The organism is Vibrio maritimus, assembly GCF_021441885.1.
GTDB lineage: Bacteria > Pseudomonadota > Gammaproteobacteria > Enterobacterales > Vibrionaceae > Vibrio > Vibrio maritimus_B.
In genome coordinates this window covers 1705917-1721679 of record NZ_CP090439.1, presented here as the reverse complement: position 1 = coordinate 1721679, position 15763 = coordinate 1705917, and the positions used below count along the sequence as shown (strand labels likewise).

13 protein-coding genes and 1 pseudogene are annotated in these 15763 nt (G+C 43.3%); 4 read left to right on the top strand and 10 right to left on the bottom strand.

What is annotated here, in order from left to right; translation table 11 throughout:
• Positions 1 to 26 precede the first annotated feature (26 nt).
• Genes LY387_RS24150 through LY387_RS24140 form a run of 3 tightly spaced genes read right to left on the bottom strand, consistent with a single transcriptional unit; the run spans position 27 to position 3981 of the window.
• Positions 27 to 1049, bottom strand: a complete 1023-nt coding sequence (locus LY387_RS24150) for an ABC transporter substrate-binding protein (RefSeq protein ID WP_234496704.1) — start codon at positions 1047 to 1049, stop codon at positions 27 to 29.
• Positions 1046 to 3169 carry an MFS transporter gene (locus LY387_RS24145; RefSeq protein WP_234496703.1) on the bottom strand — a complete coding sequence of 708 codons (2124 nt, stop codon included), beginning with the start codon at positions 3167 to 3169 and terminating at the stop codon, positions 1046 to 1048. Before LY387_RS24145 ends, LY387_RS24150 begins: the two co-directional genes overlap by 4 nt.
• On the bottom strand, positions 3166 to 3981 hold the full coding sequence (locus LY387_RS24140) for a hypothetical protein (RefSeq protein ID WP_234496702.1): 816 nt from the start codon (positions 3979 to 3981) through the stop codon (positions 3166 to 3168). Before LY387_RS24140 ends, LY387_RS24145 begins: the two co-directional genes overlap by 4 nt.
• 394 nt (positions 3982 to 4375) lie before the next feature.
• Between LY387_RS24140 and LY387_RS27290 the strand changes: the two are divergent.
• The 3 genes and pseudogenes from LY387_RS27290 to LY387_RS24130 form a co-directional block, all read left to right on the top strand.
• Positions 4376 to 5278: pseudogene (locus tag LY387_RS27290) on the top strand (DUF3369 domain-containing protein); the annotation flags it as partial.
• Positions 5279 to 5359: 81 nt separating this feature from the next.
• Positions 5360 to 5941, top strand: a complete 582-nt coding sequence (locus tag LY387_RS27285; protein ID WP_419153476.1) for an HD-GYP domain-containing protein — start codon at positions 5360 to 5362, stop codon at positions 5939 to 5941.
• A 21-nt stretch (positions 5942 to 5962) separates the two neighbouring features.
• The gene (locus tag LY387_RS24130; RefSeq protein ID WP_234496700.1) at positions 5963 to 7315 is read left to right on the top strand and encodes a sensor histidine kinase; all 1353 of its coding nucleotides are present in this window, start codon (positions 5963 to 5965) and stop codon (positions 7313 to 7315) included.
• A 3-nt stretch (positions 7316 to 7318) separates the two neighbouring features.
• On the opposite strand, the gene LY387_RS24125 is transcribed toward LY387_RS24130, so the two are convergent.
• The 6 genes from LY387_RS24125 to LY387_RS24100 form a co-directional block, all read right to left on the bottom strand.
• A complete protein-coding gene (locus tag LY387_RS24125; protein WP_234496699.1) occupies positions 7319 to 7561 on the bottom strand; it encodes a hypothetical protein in 243 nt (80 codons plus the stop codon).
• A 127-nt stretch (positions 7562 to 7688) separates the two neighbouring features.
• Positions 7689 to 8519, bottom strand: a complete 831-nt coding sequence (locus LY387_RS24120; protein WP_234496698.1) for a hypothetical protein — start codon at positions 8517 to 8519, stop codon at positions 7689 to 7691.
• A gap of 144 nt (positions 8520 to 8663) precedes the next feature.
• Positions 8664 to 9545: a LysR family transcriptional regulator gene (locus tag LY387_RS24115; RefSeq protein WP_234496697.1), complete on the bottom strand. Its 882-nt coding sequence runs from the start codon at positions 9543 to 9545 to the stop codon at positions 8664 to 8666.
• A gap of 92 nt (positions 9546 to 9637) precedes the next feature.
• Entirely contained in the window at positions 9638 to 11284 is a 1647-nt protein-coding gene (groL, locus tag LY387_RS24110; protein WP_234496696.1) for a chaperonin GroEL, read from the bottom strand.
• A 35-nt stretch (positions 11285 to 11319) separates the two neighbouring features.
• Positions 11320 to 11613: a co-chaperone GroES gene (locus tag LY387_RS24105; RefSeq protein WP_234496695.1), complete on the bottom strand. Its 294-nt coding sequence runs from the start codon at positions 11611 to 11613 to the stop codon at positions 11320 to 11322.
• Positions 11614 to 12057: 444 nt separating this feature from the next.
• Positions 12058 to 13242, bottom strand: coding sequence for a hypothetical protein (locus LY387_RS24100; protein WP_234496694.1), 1185 nt, complete (start codon positions 13240 to 13242; stop codon positions 12058 to 12060).
• Positions 13243 to 13551: 309 nt separating this feature from the next.
• On the opposite strand from LY387_RS24100, the gene LY387_RS24095 reads away from it, so the two are divergent.
• Positions 13552 to 14427: a LysR family transcriptional regulator gene (locus LY387_RS24095; RefSeq protein WP_234496693.1), complete on the top strand. Its 876-nt coding sequence runs from the start codon at positions 13552 to 13554 to the stop codon at positions 14425 to 14427.
• A gap of 49 nt (positions 14428 to 14476) precedes the next feature.
• Here LY387_RS24095 and LY387_RS24090 read toward each other — a convergent pair whose 3' ends face one another.
• Positions 14477 to 15637 carry a hypothetical protein gene (locus LY387_RS24090; RefSeq protein ID WP_042471758.1) on the bottom strand — a complete coding sequence of 387 codons (1161 nt, stop codon included), beginning with the start codon at positions 15635 to 15637 and terminating at the stop codon, positions 14477 to 14479.
• Positions 15638 to 15763 lie beyond the last annotated feature (126 nt).

Below are 15763 nucleotides of genomic sequence, written 5' to 3'. Positions count from 1 at the left end.
TCGTGACTTACCAACTAGTTTCATCATCATTCGCTCCTGCTCTTATCAACATTGACAAGCTCCGCAAAGCGAAGAAGCTGTATAGGCGGATAAAGTGACATCTGTCTCGCCACATCCATATTGATAGTGATTGAGTAACTCTGAAGCTCCGCAATCGGCAACTGACCCGGCTCGATATTTTCAAGCAGCACTTTCTTCGCTTGATTAGCCGCCAATTGACCTACGCGATAGTATTTATTTGAAACTGAGATCAATGCGTCCGACTCAGTCACCATAGAATCATAGGCTGATGCCACAGGTAAGTTGTGCTTCAGAGCGGCGCTAGTAAAAGCATCACGGTTGGATAAGTTGTATGAGCTAGAGCCAACATAAACGACATCTACACCTTTTTCTGACAGGCTCTGCATTTTTTGTTCAAACTGGTTTGGAAGTGGTTTGTCATCGTCTCCCAGTTCATATGTTTCAACTATGGTCTTGAACTGCATTTTCTCTTCAAGGGTCTGCAGTTTTTCTGTATTGAGTGCTGAGTTGAGCTCAGCTGACGAATAGACAACGCCAATCGTACTTACTGGGAAGTACTCTCTCATTGCCCTAATCTGAACTTCTTCTTCAATACGGTTTCTAATCCCAGTAACGGTTGTACGTCCTGAGTACGTTGAATCTTTGATGATTCCCGCGCCAACTGGGTCCGCAACAATCATAAATAGAACCGGAATCTCGCCCAGTTTGGTTTCGTTGCCATAGTCTTCCAGTGAGCCAATCATCGCTTTACTCACACTGGTTCCCCAAGTGACGACCAAATCTGGCTTTAACTGCTTGGCCTCGTCCAGGAATGTCGGCAGTTTACTTTTATCTCGGTCAACGTTACGAAGCACAATATCAATTGGGAGTTTGTTAGCCTCAACATAATCATGGAAACCTTGGCAGGCTTCTTCACAGCCACGCCAAACCGTCATATAGATCGTTTTGCGCTCTTCTGAACTCGCGATGCTGGAGTACGTCAAACCTGATATCAAAGTCAGAAGAGGAAACGTGATCAGAGATCTCATACGTCGACTCCTTTGTTAGCTTCAACAGCAGGTTTCTTCAGAATAATTAGGATTGCGATACCCGCTACGATTATCCCACCACCTACGATACTCATGGCTTCACCAAAGGTATGCGTCGCCAGTAGCATCGCAACCAGAATAGGTCCAATTACACTGCCGATACGTTCGGAGGTACGTAAGAATCCTAGCGTCTCGGTTCTGCCAACTTCAGGTGTATCTTCCGACGCTTCAAGAGCACAAGCGATGAGTGGCGCTTTTAGAATAGAATGAGCAACACCCATCAGCGTTACGGCAAGAAGTATCTTGAAAATTGAGTCGTCACCATAGAGAGAAACTAAAATCGCACCTGACAAAATCGTTCCAAGTACAACCAGTTGTTTTGTCTTTTGAGTGCGGTCTGCAATGCCCGATGCGATTGGACTCAAAGGAATAATGACGAGAGAATAGATCATCATAATACGACCTATTTCAGACTGACTCGCATCGAGAGATACGAGATAAAGTGGAACTAAAAAGTACAAGAAGCCAGTCAGTACGATTTTCGCTGGAATTGCGCAGAATAGAATAACGGCCATAAAGCGAACGTTTTTCATCAGCAGCAACACACTTCCTTTTTCGCCTGGAGCTTTTTTACCCTCACCGGCATCCAACTCGCCAATAAACATTCTCCAAGCAAGAACGCCAGCAAACGCAGCAAGTAAGGCTGACAATAAGAACACCGGCTGATAACCGATGCGATCTGCGATAATTGCACCCAGCGCGGTACCACACATAGTGGCAGTCATCAGTACACCGACAAACATTGCCATGCCTTTGGCACGATTCTCTGACGTGACTACTGCCGCGATGTAGCTTTGGCAGCTAATGGTAATAATCGCATAACCAAATGCAGTCACACCGCGGGAGATGACTATGTCCATAGCATCCGTTGCGAATGCACAACCAAAATAACCACCAATCGCTGGAATAAGACCAACGAGGAAAAGCTGCTTCTGTCCCCAGCGATCTACCCACTTAGCGGCAAACGGTGTGCAAGCAGCAATGACAAACATGAATACCGAAATAGGCAGCCCTAGCATCACATCTTTAGAGATCCAGCTGGATGGCTGATAGAACTCGTTGACAAACAAAGGCATAAAGGACTTAGACAGTTCTTCTGCAAAAGAGAACACAAACAACGGGATTCGAGCGTCTACAACATCCCCTTTGTGCATCCCTAGTTTATTCTGCAAACTGAACCTATCGGACACTGACTTCAGTTTAGAATCTACTTCAGAAGAGCTAGAGCTTTGTGGCAATAGCTTGGCAAACAAAGATTTGAATCGCGATTGTAAGTCCTTTGAGTCTTGGTTCAATCTATCAGCAAACGTACCAATAACACCGTGGTAAGTAATCTTCTCGTTTACTGAAAAATCCCCTTTGACTTGCCTTTTTAGAATCGATTCAGATTCTTCCAAAGGTCCGGATACATAGAACATGACGACAACCATCACGACTTCAAAACAGACGAGAAGAACTGCGACCAAAACAATAGCGATATCGAAGAAAATATCGGTAAGCTGCGACTGAACATACGTAGAGCTCAACCCAACATATACTCTACCGCTTACCTCTTCTGCACTTTCTATTGGAAGTTGAAACAGGTCACTACGTGAAGATTCTGAGCTAAATAGAGATGGTAGCAACTGTGGCAGTTCCTTCATCACCACAACAAGTCGTTCGATAAACGACGCACTTAAATACTGACTTGAGGACTTCTCAAACGTGATCGCGTAAGTTGGATCGAGTTCCTCGACAGCACCTGCTTGGTACAAAACAGTGTCGTTTTGAGTAAGCGCAACGAAAGTGAGTTCTGGGTACTTTTTAAGGGTCTCATCAAGGTATGTATCCATACCGCTAATTTCTTGATAAGGCACACCTACGTTGATCGCTAACTCAACGTCATCATGAATGATTTGAGCGATCGAATTAGCTTTTTTTAGAAGTTCTGGCTTAATCGAAAAGTTGAACTCTACGAGCGTGTACGCCGCGCTTAAAAAAGAAGCAATGAAGGCGCTAATAATTGTGATATAAATCAGTCTTTTATTAATTAAGCTCGCAATAGTTTGCGCTTGATTCACTTAACCACCTCAGTTCCATCCTTGGTATTTTCGGTGTTATTTCTTGAAAGCGACTGCAGGCGCTCCAGCTCAGCAGACACTTGTGCTTTCATTTCTTCACTTTGCTTGATTTGTTCAGCAAAGCTTTGGCTCATAGAACCATCTGGTGCTTTTTTTCCGTCAACAGATTTATCACCTGATGAATAGTTGTGAATGAGTTTCAGAACATTTGCCACATCAGCAAATCCAATTCGAACCACTATAAATACGATCAATGCAGTGATAAGAAATATGACCACCGTCGCTTCTAATAAATGAAGTCGAACAAGAGCATAGACACCAAAAAGTGCAGTCTTGTCATATTCGATAACTAGGCTGCCGGTTAGATTACTGAAATCACCGAACGTTTGAAGCCCGCTATAAAGCTTTGTGTCATCACTGTATAGCCAACGCTGCTCGTTAGACGTTAGAGCGCGTCGGATGACATCTTCAGGAATTGCCGTGGGGGAATTTACTGCACTCGTGGTCTGCAATAAAACGCGACCATTGTTATCGATAAGCGAAATAGCGGTCACGTCAGATTCGCGCGCCTTAGCTTGATCAAATTGTTCGATAAGGTTATCAGCTGAATGGAATGGAATACCTAAGCGTTCAACGCGCTGGATAGAGGTATCTAGCGAAGACGAAATAACATCTAGCTTTGAAGACACTACACCAGACATTAAACTGTCAAACTTCATGTAGTTCATCAGGTATAGAAGTCCCAACACAGACATGAGAATTACCCAAACGGTAATCACCAGTCTCAAGTGAACTTCAAAAAATGCTCTCATCTTCCCAACCTCAATAAGTGAAGAAGTACTACTCACTTAAATTCTTTCAAAAATCTTCGCGAATCTAATGCTCAAGTAAACTTTTGTTCGCGTCGTCCTAATCCAAAAGTAGACCATACCTCAGGGTTATGCCTACTAAAGTTCATAAAACGGAATCACCTTTAAAAAATAACAACATAACAACACATTAACAACCATTCAAAAATTGGGTGTAATGCATTCACGCCATAAATCAGTTCTTTTTTGAATTGAAATTGTGTAGATAAATTGTAAGGTTGGTAAAGGCACCACAGGGATTTGTGGAAATTAGAACTTAGGTTCTAATAAGATAAAGTCCGACAATAGCCAGCAAGTTTATTTACATTTATGCTTTATATTTGTTAAGGAAAGACAGATGCCAAATACCCTTTTCTCAAATAATTCCTATGCAAAAGAAACAGTTACTAGCCCACCATTGACGGGCGACATCACCAGTAACAAAAGACCATGGAAGGTACTTCTGGTAGACGACGAACCTGACGTTATTACTGTTTCAAAAATGGCGCTACGAGGCCTTTGTTTTCAAGGTTCTGAAGTCAAAATTCTTACAGCGTCCTCAGCCACAGAAGCACGTAAAGTTTTGAGTGATAATTCGGATATCGCACTGGCTTTTGTCGATGTAGTTATGGAGACAGACTCCGCGGGATTGGAGTTAATACGCTGGATTAGAGAAGAGAGAAATGATCAACATATTCGACTGGTGTTACGTACCGGCCAACCTGGTTCGGCGCCAGAGGAAACTGTCATACAAAAGTATGAGATTAATGACTATAAAAACAAAACCGAACTCAATGCGATTAGATTAAAAACATCTGTGCTTACCGCTTTAAGAGCTTATAGAGACATTAAAATCATCTCCTCCAACCAGAAGAAACTTGAACATGTTCTTAACGCGACCGAGACAATTTTGACTCATTCTAAGGTCAACGGCTTTCTTCTCTCGGCCTATACAGAGCTTAAATCATTCATTAAACAGGATAACGTGAGCTTAGGTGTTTCGATTGAGAGCAATATGCCCTACTCCCAACCTACTCAAAAACAGTTTCATCTCACAGACCATAACACGCTCATTGAAGGAGAATCGATCAGTTCGGTTCAACAAATGCTAGCAGACGTAATCATCTCGAATCCAAACCGCCCTATGGTTAAAATAGAGGATGACCACTACGTTCATTACATGAAAATTAATGAGTTTGAATCCGTCACACTGGTTTTCGATTTTGCCAAACCCATTTCTCAGGGGGTGAAAAACCTTCTTCCCCACTTCACTTCAAATTTCGTCTTGGTCTTCGAAAACTTGCGAGCGAAAAATGAAGTTCAAGAAGTACAACAACAACTCATGCTAATGTTAAGTGAAGCCATTGAAACTAGGTCGAAAGAGACGGGTGCACACGTATTAAGAGTAGCTTTAATCTGTGAATACATCGCTAAGAAACTAGGTCTGGGTGAAAAACATGTCGAAATTATCAAACACTCAGCGCCTATGCACGATCTTGGTAAAATCGGTGTTCCTGAGCGAATTCTTCATAAGCCGGGTCCGTTAGATGATGACGAATGGGCAGTAATGAAAACCCACCCTGAAATAGGTCATAAGTTACTAAGTAAACTCAATTACGGAATTCCTCAGATGGGTGCAATGGTTTCGCTTTCCCATCATGAAAAATGGAATGGCTCAGGTTATCCGAATGGTACAAGTGGACCCGAAATACCGCTCGAGGGTCGTTTAATGGCTATAGCAGACGTGGTCGATGCACTTGGTTCGACTCGTTCTTATAAAAAGGCCTGGAAAAATGAAGACATTATTGCCTTGATTCAAGAACAAAAAGGGCATCATTTTGACCCAGATATCGCTGACATTGTTATCCAAAATTTCGATGAAATAATGGAAATCCGAAAGCAATATCCAGACGCCGATCAGTAATCTCGAATCACGGAAGTATCTATGTACACAAAAAAGCTAACCCGGCTTTTAGACAGCGAACATATTAAGCAAGGCGATGTAGCAGGTTATTCAGCCTTACTACTGGAAACACTTGTTCAATCACTTTACCTTCACGATGCCAGTTTATGGCTAGCGGTCAGCAGTGATCAAATTGACTGTGTTGGCTACCAGACTATCAACAGTGATGAAGCCAAACTCTTTTCACCGATCGATAAACACTCTTTTGGTCAGTTTGCACTGCAACTTTCAAAGAGCAGTCACCTAGTGTATGCCTATAACAATGCTGAAAATGCCAAATGGATGGGTGATGTCGATGTGACCCATTTTAGAGCGATACTTGTGCCAGTGAAGTTACATGGACAGTTGAATGGCTTTATTATGCTTCGCCAAAAACCTCATCAAGCCACGCCAGATAGTGCTGCAATCCAATTTGTGATAAGCACCGTTTTCGCATTAGGTGCTACCATTCAGACAGCTCAGCAATCTTTATCCCTTGACTCGCCTAGTCAGCGAGAGCTTCAACTTGAACAGAGTGTAAGAGAGCATAACAAAGGTATAAAAGAGATGCTTCAGAACCTCGAGAAGGCACAAAACTATCAAGTTGAGGTCGAAAAGATGGAAGCGCTAGGTAAATTAGTGGCTGGCGTCGCCCATGAAGTGAACACCCCTTTGGGCGTTGCAATGACGTCTGTTTCTATCGTCGATGAGCAAATAAAAAAGCTTGAGCGCGCTTACCAAAATCAACAGCTAGACGAGTCAGTATTTGTCGAGTTTCTTGAGTCGTCAATCCCTGCGATTAATATGACGAACACAAATTTGGAGCGTGCTGCTTTATTGGTACAACAGTTTAAGCAAACCTCTGACAACGAAGGCCATGGAACGGCGGAAGTCGTATTCTTTAAACCCTTATGTGAAAATCTTATCGCAAGTATCGCACCACTATATCAACCTTATGATGTTGAATTTATGGTCGATATACCGGAAGCCCTCAAGCTCGAGACCATTCCTGGTGCAGTTGAACAGATACTCACCAACTTTATCAACAACAGTTGTCAGCATGGATTCAAAAGCAGCCAAGAGCCACATAATCTCGTGTTTATTAAGGTATTTAAGGTTGATGACAAGGTCATCATTGATTATCAAGATAATGGTGTTGGAATTGATGACGCAGTAGCTCATCAGGTTTTTACCCCCTTCTATACTACAAACAGAAATCAAGGCGGAACGGGATTGGGGCTCTCTATTGTCTATAACTTAGTAACTCAAAAGTTGAAAGGCGATATTCGAATCGTAGAGCAAGATGCCTCCATTGGAGCGCACTTCCAGATCCGACTACCTATAAATGCTGTTTAACAACTAGCTTTCTAATGTGAGCTCAAAGGTACCTGAAACGCTGTTACCGATAGTACAGATTTTCTTGGCATCTTTGAGCAACTGTTGAGCGGTTTCTGTATCCGGATGAATTCCTCGACTTAACTCAAGTTCATAACTCGCAAAGTGAGCCGGCAAAGTTAGGCCCTTGTGCCCTATCACCCGAATTTGAAATGGGTTGATATCGACTTTTCTTCGCTTCGCCAGTCTTTGGACGGAAATAGCCATACAAGATCCTATTGAATAAAGGAGCATAACAGCTGGATCATCTAACAAAGGGGCATTAGAAAATGGCTCGTTACCCCTTCTAAACTTTACACCTTCACTCTCGCTGAAAGAAACAGTTATTGGCCCTTCACTCGATGGTTTCACTCTCAACGTCATATTCTTGCTCAACAAGGTTAGTTTCTGAAAACACTACTGGATCTTTGGCCTGATGTATATATTCATCGTCAGAGTCTAGATAAGCAACAAACTGCCTCGTAAGTGCCGAACTGTTTTCGTCAAATTGCACTTCTTGCTCATCGACCGCATAGTTTTCTAACCGTCTTTCCAACTCATCAATCAAATACAAATGAGCAAAGTCTACAATGGTCTCATTTGGTACTGAGTAGCTTTGGTGAATATCTTGTACTGAGAAGTCTATGACTTCTTGAAACGTCATCCCTGCTTCATCACGAAGATAGGCAGTAACATTACTCGCTAGCATCTCGACAATTATTGAATGTGGCGGTATCGATGGGTCTGGATCACTCGCATTTTGTTGATATTCGTCAGACATAGACTGGCTACGAAGAGCAATCATGGCGGCAATATCATCCTCGTCATAACCGAGTGACAAATAGAAGGTCAGCCAACATGTGTCATCATAGTACGCTTCTAGGTCTGCGGTAGTTTCTGAGAATCCATTTAGGTTCGTTTTTAACCGGGTTTCATTCAGACCACTTAGTTGCTCGTTGATACGCGTCAATTGCTCTAAATTATCGCGTGGTGTAATGGTCCTTGGATGGTTTTGATTTAACGCCGACTCTGAAGCGGCATCATTATTCGGATTACTCCATGGATGAGTAGCTCCTGCTTCTAACTCCGCATGTTTCGGGTTTTGGTCAACCTTCTCGGACGGTAGTAGATATACCAACACAAATAAGACAATTAGAGGGACCAACATCCAGTGGTGTTTTATCATTTCGCCTTTCACTCCCAAAGTCCCAGCTATAACCAATAGTTAGTAGCAATTGTCGATGATTTACGAAATTATCTATCGTAGCTAGAGAGCTTAGAAGTAACAGGGGGGACTGCGGGGTAATATACTTTCGATGAAAAACGCTGGTTATTTCGTTTGTTGGCTTAACTCTTGCTGCAGGCGAGTCATAATGGGACCGCATTTTCGCTCGCTAACCCAAAACAGTTCGGCTGGAAAGGCGATTTCAACGTTCACCATATCAGAGTGAAACTCAGTTAAGCTTCCTAAAAGGCTACGCTCGTCTGCCATCGCCTTTGGCACTAAGGCCCACCCCATACCTTGCTCAACCAATCTGATTACATCTTCTTGGCTGCTAGCACTCCAAATATCGGGGGAAAACGAGAAGACCGATGCTAGTTGAGGATTCTTGTTCATTGCACTGCAAGTAATCTGTCGATTTTGATACATCTCTTTGTCAGTCACTATCTCTTGATCAGCGAACGGATGATCGGGTGAACACGCCAATACAAAAGTAACCTTATCACATCCTTTTACACTCAGCCTATAATCCAGTTTTTCTCCTGTTACTGCCATAGCCAGGTCAACGTCTCCATCTAACAAAAGCTGTTGAAGCACTTTTGATGTACCTCTTGTTAAAGTAACTTTAACGTTGGGATAATCTCTGGTTACTCTCTCAATAGGAACTTCATAAAGCTGCGAAGGTATCAGCTCGTCAACTCCTATATGAATTTGGCTCTCCATTTCTGCAAAACTATCTTGTGCAATGTGCTCTATCCCATCAAGTTGTTGAAAAAGTACCTGAGTCTTCGCAAAGAGCTGCTCGCCTTGAGGAGTTAATGTCGGTATTCGAGTAGAGCGATCGAATAAGGGGATCCCAAGATGTACCTCTAGATTAGAGATAGAGTTACTGACGGTGCTTACTGCTTTACCAGTGTCGCGAGCTGCAGCTGAAAAGCTGCCTAACTCCGCAGCGGCTTTAAATACGGTAAGTTGTTCTAGTGAAAGCATAAAGAGTAACGTTTGATGAGTTATCTAATAAGAGTAACACTCAAACTACAGAAGGCAAAAAAGACCTCCGAGGAGGTCTTTACACAGTAACTTTAAGACAAAGGTGCCATATTTGGCACGCCAGCATTACGAGATGGTATGAGTGGTGTTGCTGGTTCATGTGATGGTACATCTGTCACCATTGCCTCAGTGGTGATCAATAGAGACGCAACAGATGCCGCAAACTGCAAAGCCGAGCGCGTAACTTTCGTTGGGTCTAAAATCCCCATTTCCATCATGTCACCATATGTATCGTTCGCGGCGTTATAACCCATCGCACCATCGCCCTGTTGTACGTGGTGAATAACGACGGAACCTTCTCCGCCTGCGTTAGCGACGATTTGGCGAAGCGGTGCCTCCATAGCTCGAAGTGCTAAACGTATACCAACATTTTGATCCTCGTTTTCACCCAATAGACCATTCAGTTTTGAAGCTGCTCTTACCAAAGCAACTCCACCACCTGGCACTACACCCTCTTCTACCGCTGCTCGTGTGGCATGAAGTGCATCGTCGACACGGTCTTTCTTCTCTTTCATTTCAACTTCAGTCGCTGCGCCTATTTTTATAACCGCCACACCACCAGCTAATTTAGCAATTCGGTCTAGCATCTTCTCTCGGTCATAATCTGATGTATTCTGATTGAGTTGTTGCTTGATATGAGCGACACGGCCATTTATAGCTTCTTCTGTGCCTGCGCCATTGATAATGGTTGTCGTCTCTTTAGTCACGACAATACGGTTAGCATGACCTAAATGCTCCATTGTCACATCAGCCAATGTCATGCCTGTATCTTCTGATATGACAGTACCAGCAGTTAGAACAGCGATATCACGCAACATTTCTTTGCGGCGGTCACCGAATGCCGGTGCTTTAATTGCTGCTGCCTTTACGATACCGCGCATAGTATTCACTACCAAAGTACCCAAGGCCTCCCCTTCAAGATCCTCAGCGACGATGAACAGTGGACGATTTGCTTTCGATACTTGTTCCAATACCGGAACTAACTCTCGAATGGTAGAGACACGTTTATCAATCAGCAGAGTAAGTGGATTTTCCAACTCAACAGTCCCAGTTTCAGGCTTGTTAATAAAGTAAGGGGATAAATAACCTCTATCAAACTGCATGCCTTCTACTACATCGAGTTCGTCTTCGAGTGTTTGCCCTTCCTCAACGGTAATCACACCTTCTTTGCCTACACGCTTCATCGCATCAGCAAGAATGTCCCCGACCAAACTGTCTGAGTTAGCTGAAATAGTGGCAACTTGGGCTATCGCCTTCTCGCTGTCACAAGGCTGAGACATCGCGCGCAGCTCTTTTACTGCTGCCACAACCGCTTTTTCGATTCCTCGCTTAAGATCCATAGGGTTCATACCTGCGGCAACCGCTTTTAGCCCCTCGTTTACAATGGACTGGGCAAGTACGGTCGCAGTCGTTGTACCGTCACCAGCCGCGTCATTTGCTTTAGAAGCGACTTCTTTGACTATTTGTGCACCGACATTTTCTAGCTTATCTTCAAGTTCGATCTCTTTTGCTACGGATACACCATCTTTGGTAATAACAGGACCACCAAACATTTTATCGAGAACGACATTTCTACCCTTTGGTCCTAACGTCACTTTGACTGCATTAGCAAGGATATTCACACCGTTTAACATTTTAACGCGAGCATCGTTAGCAAAGGTTACATTTTTAGCTGACATAGTATTTCTCTCAATTCTAGTAATCTTGGATTAAATTATTCAGTCACTACAGCGACAATGTCATGCTCGCCAATAAGAACATAACTATCGCCATCTATTTTTTCTTCCATTTGCACTGCAGCAGGATTAAACAAGACGACCTGACCAGGCTTAACTTCTAATGTTCTGCGCGAACCGTCTGCTAACAGGTACCCGTGACCGCATGAAATAACTTCGCCTCTATTAGGTTTATTCACGGATAGTCCCGTTAAAACAATGCCGCCATCTGATTTTGCTTCTTTCTGAATGGTTCTCAGCAGCACACGTTCTTGTAATGGTTGAATATTCATCGTAATCGCCTCTAACTAATGAATGACTTATATAGACCTAAAGGTCATCGCAAAGCAGTCCATATGCAGGGTTACGCAATACAAATCCAATTGTTTGCAAATATGTTCAAGGTTTATCTTTGCCTGAGTATTTCAAAGGTAATTGAGTAGAATTTTGAAGGGTTCGTTTCAACGATATTGATACCGTATCAACGCTCTATTGTGGACATTTACACGACTTATCCTAGCAGTAAGTTGAAGCAAGGAATATTCGTACTCATAACCACAATCCCTTGCTATTCAATCGGCTTACCTACCAATCGCTTTCTTGGGTCTATTATAGATAAATCCTAAAAAGCTCAAAAAAACTAACTTTCGACTGAATCGAAAGATTGAAAAAACGTATGCTGATCAAAAAAGGTCACTCGTAATTGAGTGACCTTTTTAACAGATGACTAAATTTAATTAGTCATATTCACGCCAGATGGAAGAATCAGAACAATCAATTCCACTGTGGAACATCTCCCAAATCGTTTCATAAGGAACCGGGATAGGCTCTATGCCATTTTCCCTCAAGATTTCCATCGATTTTACACAACGACTATCGATGAAGTATTTACCTGTGCCAGTTGTCACACCATTCATCGCCCCCATCTGCTGCTCTTCAAGGGGAATCGGTAGAATCTTCCAATCTTTAATCGCATCTGGCAGTTTTCCGTGATAACCGTAACCTTCGACATCAGGCAAACCACACATGCCATCGACAAGATTCATGTGCAGGCAATCGTGGTGATATGTGAGCTTACTATCGAACCACACTGTTTCACTCGTGTAGCCGTAGTCTTCAAAAACACGACCATACACATCACGCCCTTTTGGTGTACCACCACTAACGATATAAGGATCAATGTCTTCTGAACAATCTTCAGCCTTGGCGGTAGCATAGTGCCAAACGATGTGTTTATTTGGAAAAACGCGCCAATCCGCTTGGTCAACACCAAATAGACCACCACTCGCCGCAGTAGGATCAGGCTCTTTGGTTGCACACTGATACATACGAGAGTTGGGATCCTCTTGTAAAATTGCCGCCACTGCAGCTTGTGCAGCCGACTCCTGACCATAAACACCCGGCGACTTAGCACCAGCCCACAGATTACCTACTGTGATCCAGTATCCACCACCATAGATAGATAAAAACTTAGAACCACCCCAAGCAGCGTTATAGTTAATAATCTCATCTGGATACCATCCAAGCTTGTTACGGATGATAATTACGCCCTCTTTTTCGTAAGCGTCATCACGTGCATCGATTTCGTTAACAATTTTATCGAATAGTTCTGGGTCTGTTTCTTTTAGTGGTTTGTTAGCACGACGCTCCATGGTCGCTTTAAACTCTTCATCGGTATTATCTGCAAATAGCGATTTAAGCTCAGGGGATTCGATATCCGGGCCATAAATGCTAAACGGGTCACCTACAATACAAGCCTTCAGTGGAGCCCCTGCCCAATCACAGAACATTTTAATGCCCTTGCCACGGACTTGTTCTTCCCACATTTCATTGTAGAGTTTCCACTGTTCCTTTTTACATTCTGGTTTAGGAACTGGGTTGTAAGCTAACTCTTTCACGGTTGGATAAGTTCTGTATGTCATAATATTTGCCTCGCAATAAAAAATTTAAAGGCATCCTTGCTCTAACTCAAAAAGTGCCAGATTTAACCATCGATAGTATTTTCGTGAACCTGAACAGACGCACATGATTTATCTTCTGTAGATTCAACGCCACTCTGCACCTCGTCTTCGAAGCAGACTATAAATGAATAATACAAAAGCTCTAAAAAGGGTTCCTTCCGAAATTCGGAAGGATAGTGGCATATTAAGATGCTATGCTTGCGATTAAGGGGACGTAGAGCGTGGTTGGAGAACCTCTTTAACAAAGACATGAACCTGCAGGAGATAGAAGTGTTCACATTGGAACAGTTAAGTGCATTTTGTGCAGCGGTTGAAGCTGGCTCTTTCTCAGGTGCAGCCAGAAAAACGGGGAAAGGGCTCACGACCATCAGCACCGCAATCTCTACCTTAGAAGACCACCTCGGTGTTGCGTTATTCGATCGAGCAGGTCGGTATCCTAGACTGACCTCTAACGGAGAGCGTCTATATGCCCAAGCTAATGTGCTGTTTAGGCAGGTAGAAACAATTATTAGTTCTGCCGAAGATTCGATTTCTTCCGTTGAATCCACTCTCACCATAGGTCTTGGAGAGCTTGTGCCCACCACTATGGTTGAGACCATCATCGAGAATGTCTCAGAAAAATATCCACACACCACTATAGAGATTTTAAGGGCGCCGAGAGAACAACTACTGGCGCTAATTCTGGATAAGAAAATAGAACTCGCACTTATTGCAAGTTTTGGTAACCCTCATGAAGGTATTGAGTTTTCGGGCGTGAGAATGATGCCAATGGCGCTCGGCTGTGCACCCGATTCACCTTTGGCCGATGTCCCTATAGTAAGCGCACAAATGCTTTACAGTAGTCGCCAAATAATATGTAAAAGTATTGAGGATAATCCACTGTTAGCGAACTACATGATCTATTCTCCCATTCACTGGAAAACGACATCGTTGGATGATGCGGTTAGGCTCACTGAGCAAGGAATTGGATGGACATGCTTGCCAGAAGAATTGATTGAAGAGCGTGAAGCGATTGGCAGCATGGTTAGGTTCGAGTCTGACATTATGCGAATAAAGCTCCAGATTCCGATTGACCTTGTTAGCTTAAAAGGTGCAAATGGAGGCGAAGTTCAACTGTTTTTAACTGAACATTTCAAAAGAACTTAGTGCCTTTTCATATAAGAATGGCCCGGTTTAAAAAACCGGGCCATTTCAATTAGTCATTTTCGCGCCAGATGTTGGTATCCGAGCAGTCAATGCCGCTGTTGAATGTCTGCCAGCATGTTTGGTACGGTACTGGAATCGGTTCAAAGCCACGTTTCTCAAGAATATCCATCGTTTTAGTACAGCTAGAATCCATAAAGATTCGACCATCACCGATTGCCGTTGAGTTAGCAACACCTCGAGCAATATCTTCTAATGGTAGCGGAATAATTTCCCAGTCACGGATACACTCAGGAAGCTCTTCATTCCACATACCGTTTTTACCATCGTCCGGTAAACCAATAACACCTTCTTGAACATTCAGCATGATGCAGTCTTGGTGGTAACTAATGTTACTATCGAAATACCACGTATCTTGTTTGATGCCCAGTTTCTCCAAGAGACGCATATAAAGGTCGCGTCCACGAGGAGTACCTGCTGGTGTAAGATCGCCGTTTCCACCTTCAATCTCAGCGATAGATTCTTTCGAAGGAGCACCAAGCCCAAACAGTAGCGTCTTACCCGGCATATATCGCCAGTCGGCTAAATCTAGGCCAGCAATACCTGGGCCGATAACGTTCGGATCGGGTTCAGGGTTAGGGAAAGCAGCAATAGCGCTGTTACCTGTTGGATCTTCTTCAATCAGAGCCAACAGCGCTGCACGTGCAGCGACAGGTGTCGGCTTACAAGGACCTGCCGTTTCAGCATGAAGAATGAACTCTTCTGCTACCTGCCAGCGTGCACCTGCATAAAGAGAAAGGTACTTTTGGTTTGCATATGAAGCATAGTCATTCACAATCTCATCTGGTGTCCAGCCGATACGGTTTTTAACGATGGTAATACCAGCATCTTCATACGCTTTGTCTCTTGCAGCACACTCTTCCACCATTTTTTCATATCTTTCAGGGTCGACGTCACGCATGTGCGCGCCACCATTTTCTAACCATTCTTTTTGAGCTTCAGGTGTCATGTTATCTTTAATCAGACCATGAATTTCTGGCGTCACATAAGGAATGTAAATATCGAACGGGTCACCTACCATACAAGCACGAAGTTGTGCCATTACATGTTCTTCGTACACTTTCAGACCTTTCCCGCGAACTTGGTCTTCCCACATTTTGTTGTATAGCGACCACTGTTCTGCGCTCGTCTCAGGTTTTGCAACGATAGTCATAAAAATCTCCTATTGGATTTGAGTTGATTTATCCATTAAATAAGGTTGTGATTTGACATTCCTTCGCAACGCTGCAAAGTTTGCATTAAAGATGAACGGGTCAATATACTATTTCGGACAACTTTC

Coding starts and splice junctions, on each gene's coding strand:
- LY387_RS24090 (WP_042471758.1), bottom strand. CDS start 15,637: ATGACTATCGTTGCAAAACCTGAGACGAGCGCAGAACAGTGGTCGCTA.
- LY387_RS24140 (WP_234496702.1), bottom strand. CDS start 3,981: ATGAGAGCATTTTTTGAAGTTCACTTGAGACTGGTGATTACCGTTTGG.
- LY387_RS24100 (WP_234496694.1), bottom strand. CDS start 13,242: ATGACATACAGAACTTATCCAACCGTGAAAGAGTTAGCTTACAACCCA.
- LY387_RS24105 (WP_234496695.1), bottom strand. CDS start 11,613: ATGAATATTCAACCATTACAAGAACGTGTGCTGCTGAGAACCATTCAG.
- LY387_RS24120 (WP_234496698.1), bottom strand. CDS start 8,519: ATGATAAAACACCACTGGATGTTGGTCCCTCTAATTGTCTTATTTGTG.
- groL (WP_234496696.1), bottom strand. CDS start 11,284: ATGTCAGCTAAAAATGTAACCTTTGCTAACGATGCTCGCGTTAAAATG.
- LY387_RS24130 (WP_234496700.1), top strand. CDS start 5,963: ATGTACACAAAAAAGCTAACCCGGCTTTTAGACAGCGAACATATTAAG.
- LY387_RS24150 (WP_234496704.1), bottom strand. CDS start 1,049: ATGAGATCTCTGATCACGTTTCCTCTTCTGACTTTGATATCAGGTTTG.
- LY387_RS24125 (WP_234496699.1), bottom strand. CDS start 7,561: ATGGCTATTTCCGTCCAAAGACTGGCGAAGCGAAGAAAAGTCGATATC.
- LY387_RS27285 (WP_419153476.1), top strand. CDS start 5,360: ATGCTAATGTTAAGTGAAGCCATTGAAACTAGGTCGAAAGAGACGGGT.
- LY387_RS24115 (WP_234496697.1), bottom strand. CDS start 9,545: ATGCTTTCACTAGAACAACTTACCGTATTTAAAGCCGCTGCGGAGTTA.